At 38.6% G+C, this 9,736-nt stretch carries 7 protein-coding genes; 3 read left to right on the top strand and 4 right to left on the bottom strand.

The window, feature by feature from the left end; genetic code table 11:
* Nucleotides 1-109: 109 nt before the first annotated feature.
* Nucleotides 110-1,603, bottom strand: coding sequence for a guanosine-5'-triphosphate,3'-diphosphate diphosphatase (gppA, locus tag GQR53_RS06805; RefSeq protein WP_165743277.1), 1,494 nt, complete (start codon nt 1,601-1,603; stop codon nt 110-112).
* Nucleotides 1,604-1,646: 43 nt separating this feature from the next.
* Entirely contained in the window at nt 1,647-2,924 is a 1,278-nt protein-coding gene (gene rhlB, locus GQR53_RS06800) for an ATP-dependent RNA helicase RhlB (protein WP_002960940.1), read from the bottom strand.
* Between the two features lie 91 nt (nt 2,925-3,015).
* Between rhlB and trxA the strand changes: the two genes are divergently transcribed.
* Both trxA and rho read left to right on the top strand, forming a co-directional pair.
* Nucleotides 3,016-3,342 carry a thioredoxin TrxA gene (trxA, locus tag GQR53_RS06795; protein ID WP_002960942.1) on the top strand — a complete coding sequence of 109 codons (327 nt, stop codon included), beginning with the start codon at nt 3,016-3,018 and terminating at the stop codon, nt 3,340-3,342.
* A 186-nt stretch (nt 3,343-3,528) separates the two neighbouring features.
* A complete protein-coding gene (gene rho / locus GQR53_RS06790) occupies nt 3,529-4,788 on the top strand; it encodes a transcription termination factor Rho (RefSeq protein ID WP_165743276.1) in 1,260 nt (419 codons plus the stop codon).
* Nucleotides 4,789-4,851: 63 nt separating this feature from the next.
* Here the strand turns inward: rho and GQR53_RS06785 are convergent, their stop codons facing one another.
* Nucleotides 4,852-7,671: an ATP-binding protein gene (locus tag GQR53_RS06785; RefSeq protein ID WP_165743275.1), complete on the bottom strand. Its 2,820-nt coding sequence runs from the start codon at nt 7,669-7,671 to the stop codon at nt 4,852-4,854.
* Between the two features lie 76 nt (nt 7,672-7,747).
* Here GQR53_RS06785 and GQR53_RS06780 point away from each other — a divergent pair, with 76 nt between their 5' ends.
* A complete protein-coding gene (locus tag GQR53_RS06780; RefSeq protein WP_165743274.1) occupies nt 7,748-8,320 on the top strand; it encodes a DNA-J related domain-containing protein in 573 nt (190 codons plus the stop codon).
* A 22-nt stretch (nt 8,321-8,342) separates the two neighbouring features.
* On the opposite strand, the gene dbpA is transcribed toward GQR53_RS06780, so the two are convergent.
* Nucleotides 8,343-9,731 carry an ATP-dependent RNA helicase DbpA gene (gene dbpA / locus GQR53_RS06775; protein WP_165743273.1) on the bottom strand — a complete coding sequence of 463 codons (1,389 nt, stop codon included), beginning with the start codon at nt 9,729-9,731 and terminating at the stop codon, nt 8,343-8,345.
* Nucleotides 9,732-9,736 lie beyond the last annotated feature (5 nt).

The following is a 9,736-nucleotide window of genomic DNA, read 5'->3' as shown; positions in this document are numbered from 1 at the left end:
AACAGATCAACCCTTTTTTGAAGAAAACTTGAAATAATGTGCTGTTCGCACATATTTACATCGAAATGGTTACTTTAAACACTAAAAAGGCCCTGATGGGCCTTTTTGGTTAGTTTACTATGAGCTTCCAGCCAAGTTTACCTTGCTGTTTAGACTCTTGTTGTAGCTCGCTGGCCATTAATGGATGATCTTTTAACCAGTTACTTTCAAACTTAAGGTCTAACACTTCATTTTTAGCAGTTAACTCAAACTTAGGCAGTACATCATCTTGTCTTCGCATTGATAAGATGACTGATATTCGTAGTAATCTCACTATATATTGCGCTAATAGACTATTTACCCCGAGTGAATTAAAACAGCCTTTTGGAAAATCAGATCGATGTGCATCTGCTACCGCTACTATTAATTTATGCTCTGACTGTGAAAAACCAGGCATATCGGTATTTTCCAAAATATAAGCGGTATGTTTATGGTACTGCTTATACTCTATTAGTAATCCAATCTCATGAAGCTGCGCTACCGCTTTTAATAGTGGTAACCCATTTAAACTTTCAATTGGCCAATCTTTATCAATATTTACCGCTAACTGCATAGCTAAGCTTGAAACTCGACACGCTTGTTTTTGATCAACGTGATAACGACTCATAAACCCATCAACTGTGCGTTTGCGAATATCGTTATTATGAAACTCCGGAACCATGCTATATAAAACACCTTCACGCAGTGCTCCGCCCGCCAATCCCATTTTTTCTATTTCAAGAGATTCAAATAGTGCGATTAAGATTGCGAGTCCTGATACAAATACCAGTCGACGGTCTTCACTTAATCCAGGAAGGTCTAGCGCTGCAATAGTGCTAAATGCAATTGCTTGATCTTTTATAGTGTTGAGCTTTTCAAGTGTAAGTAAGTCGTCAAGATTTTGCGCGACCATAATTTCTTGAATTGCTTGTACTGTACCAGAAGCTCCAGATGCAGTTTGCCATCCAGCTGCTTTATACTCTGGAGAAATTTCATCAATGACTGTACGAGCCGCTTTTATTGCTGCGTTAAAGTTACTTTTACTTAGTTGGCAATCTTTAAAATAGCGTTCAAGATAGGTAACACAGCCCATATTGAGGCTTTTGTAATGTAGGGCATCAAATGCTTTACCAATTACAACTTCTGTACTTGCACCACCAATATCAATAACAAGCTGTTTGCCAGTACAAGATGAAGTATGGGCAACACCTTTATAAATTGTGCGCGCTTCTAATTCTCCGCTAATAACATTAATGTTATGACCTAGAATTTTTTCGGCATGATTTTTAAATACGTCGGCGTTAGTTGCTAAGCGTAAGGTAGCTGTTGCTACTATGGTGATGTTTTTGTCTGGGATATCTTGTAGACGCTCAGCAAAAAGGGCAAGGCATTCCCAGCCTCGCTGCATTGCTTCAGTGCTTAATACGTTTCCTTTATCAAGCCCTGCGGCTAATCGGACTTTGCGTTTAACACGTCCAATTGTTTGTAGACCGCCAGCAATTGATTTGGCAATAAGCATATGAAAGCTATTTGAGCCCAAATCAATAACTGCGTACACATTTTTTTGCGGTTTAAGTTGCCCCACCGTTCAAAAACCTCTAGTTACTACTACTTATACAAACGGTCGCTTACGACCGTCCTTTTTGGTAACTATTATTTGGGCGACGTCCGCTGTTATTACTACGGTTACGTGGACCTGTTGAATAGTTGCGCTTTCTTTGAATAATAGGCTGAGTTAAATCATCTAGCAATGCTGTTTTATCATAATGTGATAAAGGAATGCTGTGCTCTATATATTCTTCAATTTCATGCAGGTTGTATGCATATTGCTCACATGCAAAACTAATTGCGTGGCCTGATGCACCAGCGCGGCCAGTACGGCCAATACGGTGAACATAATCTTCACAATCGTCAGGTAAATCAAAGTTAAACACATGACTTACTTCTGGAATATGAAGACCACGCGCTGCAACATCGGTCGCAACTAAAAAGTCTAAATCACCTTTGCTAAATTGCGCTAATATAGTTTGGCGTTTTTTCTGGTTAACATCACCAGTAAGCATACCTACACGATGACCGTCTGATTTAAGCCAAGCATATACTGTTTCACAACTATGCTTGGTATTTGCAAACACGATTGCTTTCTCTGGCCATTCTTCTTCAATTAAGGTTAACAACAGCTTAATTTTATCTTCTTGCGAAGGATGAAATAGCTCTTCTTGAATACGTTTACCCGTTTTAACGTCAGGTTCAATTTGAACATGCTCTGGGTTTGTCATGTGCTCAAAAGCTAATTCTTGTACGCGGTACGATAATGTGGCAGAAAATAATAAGTTTAAACGCTTTGATGTATCTGGCATGCGATCGAACATATAGCGAATATCTTTGATAAAACCTAAATCGAACATACGATCGGCTTCGTCCAGCACGACTACCTCAATTTCATTAAGGGTGTAACAGCCTTGCTTATACAGATCAATTAGGCGACCTGTAGTACCAATTAAAATATCAACGCCTTTTTCTAGTTGTGCACGTTGTTTTTCGTAATCTTCGCCACCATATACTAAACCTAAGTTAAGATTACAGTGCGGCGCTAAAATTTTAGCATCTTTGTGTATCTGAATCGCAAGCTCCCGAGTAGGGGCCATGATCAGGGCTCTTGGATGTTTACTAGGTGCTTTGCTAGATTGTAATAACCGATGGCACGTGGCAGTTAAAAACGCCAACGTTTTGCCTGTACCCGTTTGAGCTTGGCCCGCGATATCGCGTCCATCACAAATAAAAGGTAGGCATTTTGCTTGAATAGGTGTGCAATATTCAAACCCATTCTCGGTTAAACCGGCAACCACTTCCGGTGCGATAGCAAAGTCTGAAAACTTTTTATCGGTTAAATGTGTCTTAGTCATAGCGTTTAAGCATAACGTTTAAACTTGCAATAAGAAACAAGAGTGTTTAAATACGCACTAAATATTTCGCCTAACTAAATCGGAGAGCGCAATGAGCGAGAAAATAATCCAAATTACTGACGATAGCTTTGAAGCTGACGTATTACAATCAGACAAACCAGTACTAGTAGATTTCTGGGCTGAATGGTGTGGACCTTGTAAAATGATCGCCCCTATTCTTCACGAAGTTGCTGATGAATACGACAGCCGTGTGACTGTTGCTAAATTAAATATTGACCAAAATGCTGGCACACCGCCAAAGTTTGGTATTCGTGGTATCCCTACTTTACTTCTTTTTAAAGATGGCCAAGTAGCTGCAACGAAAGTAGGTGCTCTTTCAAAAACTCAACTTATCGAGTTTTTAGAAAACAACATCTAACGGTAAGCTAGAACAATAGAAAGGGCTTTTTTGCCCTTTTTTAAATTTATTTTGTATAAAGACTGGACGCTTTGCCAGTGAACTGCTAGTTTATAAAGCCAACTAATCCTTAGTTATATTCAACAAACCTCACTCAACGATCAAAGCGATTTTGAGTATGACAACTGTAATAAAGAACCCACCAATATGCATTTACGCGAATTAAAAGACAAGTCGATTAAAGAGCTTGTAGACTTAGCTGAGTCCATGGGGCTCGAAAACGTAGCCCGCTTAAGAAAGCAAGATATCATTTTTGCCATTCTTAAATCCCATGCCAAAGGCGGAGAGAATATCTTCGGCGGCGGTGTATTAGAGATTTTACAAGATGGTTTCGGCTTCTTAAGATCATCAGAAGCCTCTTACTTAGCTGGGCCAGATGACATTTATGTTTCACCTAGCCAAATTCGCCGTTTCAGCATGCGTACTGGCGATTCAATTTCAGGCCTTATTCGTCCACCTAAAGACGGTGAACGTTACTTTGCTTTACTCAAAGTAAATGAAGTTAACTTTGATAAACCTGAAAACTCTCGAACTAAAATTCTTTTTGAAAACCTTACTCCACTACATGCAAACGAACGTTTTCGCATGGAACGTGGTAACGGCAGTAAAGAAGATATTACAGCCCGTGTACTTGATTTAGCATCTCCTATTGGCCGCGGCCAACGTGGCTTGTTAGTAGCTCCGCCAAAAGCGGGTAAAACAATGCTACTTCAAAACATTGCACAATCAATTACGCATAATCACCCTGATGTAACATTAATGGTTTTACTTATTGATGAACGTCCGGAAGAAGTAACAGAGATGCAACGCCTAGTTAAAGGTGAAGTTATTGCATCAACGTTCGATGAGCCAGCTTCTCGTCACGTACAAGTTGCCGAAATGGTTATCGAAAAAGCAAAACGTTTAGTTGAACATAAAAAAGATGTTGTTATCTTATTGGACTCAATCACTCGTTTAGCACGTGCTTATAACACCGTTATTCCTTCATCAGGTAAAGTACTTACTGGTGGTGTTGACGCTAACGCATTACACAAGCCTAAGCGCTTCTTTGGTGCTGCACGTAACGTTGAGGAAGGTGGTAGCTTAACAATCATAGCTACAGCTCTTATCGATACCGGCTCTAAAATGGATGAAGTTATCTACGAAGAGTTTAAAGGTACTGGTAACATGGAACTTCACCTTAACCGTAAAATTGCGGAAAGACGTGTATTCCCTGCTATCGACTTTAATCGTTCAGGCACTCGTCGTGAAGAATTACTAACAAAATCAGATGAGCTTCAAAAGCTTTGGATTTTACGTAAAATTGTTCATGACATGTCAGAAATTGATGCGATGGAATTCTTAATCGATAAACTATCGATGAGCAAAACCAATGATGAATTTTTTGATTCGATGAGACGCCAATAAAGCGTTTTAGCTGAATAAAAAAAGCGCCTAAGGCGCTTTTTTTATATCTGGATTAAACACAGTTTAACTTTCGTTATACTTTTTAAGTACACTCTGCAGCGTATCAACGAGCGCTTTAAAGTCATTCGCACTACTTTTTTGGGTCCTGCGTAAAAGTGCTCTATCTAAACTTTGAGCTGATTGCGCTATTTCATCTAAACCAAACATTTGCGCCGCGCCTAAAATACGATGGCTATCTTTTTGTAGCGCAGCTAAATCTTCACTTATAAAATGCTGTGTAATCGTTTCACTCTCCAAAGCAAAGCTTTGCTTAAAACTAATGACAAGATCGCTCATATCAACTTCATTTTGCTGTGCAATTGGCTGATCTTCTGCACTATGTAGGTGATTAGAAAGCGCTTTATAAAATGAATCTTTATCTATCGGTTTACCTAAGTAACCACTAAACCCTAACTCTAAATAGCCATCCACTTCATGACTCATAGCATTTGCAGTTAAAGCAAAAATAGGCCGCTCAAAACCACACTGTTTTAATAGCTGAAAAGCAGAACGCCCGTCCATTACAGGCATTTGAATATCGAGTAGCACTAAATCAGGATACTCTTTTAAGCACTGCTCTACCGCTTGCTCACCGTTTTCAACGGCAATAACCTCGAGCCCCATTGAACGTAAATAGCGGCTTATTAACCTTCGATTATCAGGATGATCTTCTGCAAGTACAACACGCCCTGCCAATTGCTTATTTACCTTAGGAGCACTTTGAGTTTCAATCAGGCTTTGCGATTTATTTACTTCTGCGCACGGTAAAAAGAACGAGAACTGACTGCCCTTTCTGTATTCACTTTGTACACTGATATAACCGCCCATCATCGCGGCTAATTGTTGCGATAAGCTAAGGCCTAATCCTGTCCCCCCAAAGCGACGGCTAATGCTGTTATCAGCTTGGCTAAAGCATTCAAAAATAAGCTTTAACTGTTTAGAGCTCATACCAATACCGGTATCTTTTACAATAATCACTAGCCCTTGCTCACTCTTATTTAAAGCAATAATAATTTGGCCAGCGTGAGTAAACTTAATAGCATTAGCACATAAGTTTATAAGAATCTGTTTTACACGTATTAAATCCAGCTTAGTGTAAAACTCATTACCCACTTGATTATCTAAAATAAGGCGTAGATTTTTTGCTTTTGCTTGAGTGATAAACATTGCATGTACGTCATTTACAAGCTCAACAATATCAAAGCACGAAATATTTAACTCTAACCTATTAGCTTCGATTTTACTTAAATCGAGTACGTCGTTTATTAAACTTTTTAAATGGTCGCTATGGCGCTGAATTACTCTTAATTCGTCTTTAAGTGACTCCGGCTCATATAATTCGTTAATTAAAGCATCTGTTTGCCCTAAAATAGCCGTTAGTGGAGTGCGAATTTCGTGACTAATATTGGCCAAAAACTGGCTTTTAACATCGTTAGCTTCTCTTAGCTCTTGTGCTATCGCCTGCAATTCTGCAGTACGTTGCATAACTTGCTCTGTTAACTGCTGCTTAGCGCGTTTTTCTGCACCACGGCGATAAAGCGCAATACCAGTTATAACAACTAAAAGTAATAGTAAAAAAGAGAATAAAGTAAGCTGAGAACGCTGCGACATTTTTAGCTCTTGCACACGTCGATCTTGTTTAAGTTTTTCTATCTCTTGGTTTAATTGTGTTGCTTTAAATTGATGCTGAAGTACCGCTAGTGCATTTATAATTGCTGTACTTCTGAGCTTTCGTAGCTCACTAATATATTCTTGTTGCAAGGCCATTGCGCTTGAATAATCGCCTTTACTGGCTTCAAGTAGTGCTTTAGTCCCTAAACCCTCCCTAATTATTCGTTCACTGCCATATTCATGAGCAAGTGAAATAGCTCTATCTAAACTTATTTTCGCGTCTTCTAAGTTGCCTTTAACGAATTGAATTTTACCAAGCGCATGTAGCGCATTAAGCTCTAAATTATGGTTACCTATTTTAAGCGCATAGTACTCACCTAATTTAGCTTGCTCGTACGCTTCATCTACTTTTTTTAACACTAAATTAGTATTTGCCAAGTTAGTATATTGCGTAGATAACTTATTGTAATCATTGGCTGAAATATAATAACGCAGCGCTAGCTGGTAATAATGAAGTGCTAAGTCAAATTGATTACTCTCCATATGAGCAACACCCATATTGTTGTATACCTGCGCAATACCACTTTTATCATCTAACCGCTGATAAACTTTAAGTACATCTTGATAAAGACTAAATGCACTATCGTAGCGTGATAAGCGTATATAAACGCCTGCTATATTAAGTAATATGTCGGTTTGATCTTGCTCACTACCGTGCGCTTCGTAAATAGCTTTTGCCTTTAAGTAAAACTCTAGGGTATCGCCTAGCTTATTCATATTAAAATAAGCCAAACCAATATTATTTAGTAAATTTGCTTGTTCAAGTAGTTGTTCATTTTTTTCAGCTAATACTAGGGTGCGGGTATATTCACTTATGGCCTTTTGAAATAGGCCTTGATAAAAAAGTGCTACACCTTGCATTTTTATTGCACGAAAGTGCTCGTCAGGAAAGAAAGTATCTGAAGTGTTTTTTTCTAATAATTTAAAATAGTGTAAAGATTCTTTAAAATTATCAGCCGATAACGCACTATTACCTAATGCCGAATAAACAGCGACACGCTCTTTTTTAGAAACGTTTTTATTAGCAAGTAACGTATTTGCTAATTGTAATTTAGGCTCCCACTGCACTTCGTTTTTGAATTGCTCAAATAACGAATCACTATTTTTGGCAAAGCTAGGAGCTATTAGTACACAGCATATAGTAAATAAGAGGCATTTAAACTTGCCCAGCATAATTTTAATCCTTCAAACCGTTACTTATATCAGTGTAATCTTTATTGAAGATACACTAACTACTAGGGCCTAAACAATGCTTAACCCACTGATTGATGAGATTTTTGAGCTGATATTAACAAGGCAGGTTTGGCAAGTTCATACTTTAGCAGCAGAACTGACAAACCGCAGCGCAATAACAACACTCGATAAAAGCCCTGAACGTGATTTATTTAAACGCAACTTTTTAATTATGAATGCATTGTACCAACTGCAGGCACAATTACGCCCTCAGAGTTTACTCATTTCAACTCTGCATATCGAGCTTTTAGAAAAAGAAGGTAATAGCTTAGTGACAACAAACGAAAATTTGCGAGATTATTATTTAGATTGGTATAATTACGATACGGATGAAGATCAAATTGATGAGCTTTTGAATAGTTTTTGGCATCAGTTCAAAACGACATCACCACAACAAGCATTAAATGAAAATGAATTTAAAGCGTTGGCTTTAGAATGGAAGTTACCTGAAAACTTCACTCTTAAAAACGTTCAAAAGCGCTGGAGACAACTTGCATTACAAATGCACCCAGATAAACCAAATGGTTGTGAAGTTAAGTTTAAAAAAATAAAATTACAATACGAGCAGCTAAAGGTAGCTGCTCGCTAATTTGTTAATTTAGCCGTTTAAATTAACGAGTAAGGCGACGAGCGCGTATTTTACGCCCTTTAATGTTGCCTTCGGTTAGTTTGCGAAGTGCTGGTTTTGATGAATTACGCTCAACAGCAACAAATGCTACGTTATCAAGTACGTTAATTTTACCTACTTGACGACCTGCAACTCCATCCTTACCTGTTAGAGCACCAAGGATATCACCTGCACGTACTTTTTGCTTTTTACCTGAATCAATCATCAAAGTAACCATTTCAGGTCGGTACGGCGGTTTATCTAATAAATTAAACGGCGGCATTTGCTCTGGAGTAATATCACGCTCGTAATGCTCCCCAATTTGTGCAATTTTAAACGCTTCAGCTTCACCATAAATAGAACAAGCAATGCCCTTTTTACCGGCACGTCCAGTTCGGCCAACACGGTGAACATGTGTTTGCGTGTCATGTGCTAAATGGTAGTTAATAACCATATCCATGTCATCAATATCTAAACCTCGTGCAGCAACATCGGTTGCAACAAGTATTGAAGCACTTTTATTTGAAAAGTGAATTAGCGTACGTTCACGATCGCGTTGCTCTAAATCACCGTGCAATGCAACAGCACTGAAGCCTTCGTCAGCTAAATCATCACACACTTGTTGAGTTTCTACTTTGGTATTACAAAATACAACACAGCTTTGTGGTGTAAATTTAAGAAGTAATAACTTAAGCGTTGGATAGCGCTGCTTATTGTTATCCATTTTATAGAAATACTGCTTAATTGTGCTTTTGGCTTGCTCTTCTTCTACTTTAACCATTTCTGGATTTTTAAGTACACGCTTAGCAATTGCTTCAATAGCTCTTGGGAATGTAGCGCTAAATAACAATGTTTGACGATTTTGTGGAATACGCTCAATAATTGCATCAAGTGTGTCTTGAAAACCCATATCAAGCATTTGATCGGCTTCATCAAGCACCAATGTTTCAACATCATCTAAACGTAAAGTACCTTTACGAATATGGTCATCAACACGCCCTGGCGTGCCAACAATAATATGCGCACCATGTTCGAGCGAGCCTATTTGCGGACCAATTGATACACCACCACATAACGTCAATATTTTAATATTATGAATACCACGTGCTAATTTACGCATTTCAACCGCAACCTGCTCGGCAAGTTCACGAGTCGGACACAAAACTAAAGATTGAATACGGAAGCGTTTTACGTTTAATTTAGCTAACACACCCAAGCTAAACGCAGCAGTTTTACCTGAACCGGTTTTTGCCTGAGCAATGATGTCTTTACCAGCAAGTACAGGCGGCAAACTTTGCGCTTGTACAGGTGTCATGTGGGCATAACCAAGTGTTGATAAGTTATCAACGAGTCCAGCCGGTAAAGCCAAAGATGAAAAAGCAGTTGAAGTCACAGTAA

Source organism: Pseudoalteromonas sp. Z9A6, assembly GCF_011378805.1.
GTDB lineage: Bacteria > Pseudomonadota > Gammaproteobacteria > Enterobacterales > Alteromonadaceae > Pseudoalteromonas > Pseudoalteromonas distincta.
Note: the sequence above shows the minus strand (reverse complement) of the source record. Positions and strands in the feature narration are given on the sequence as shown.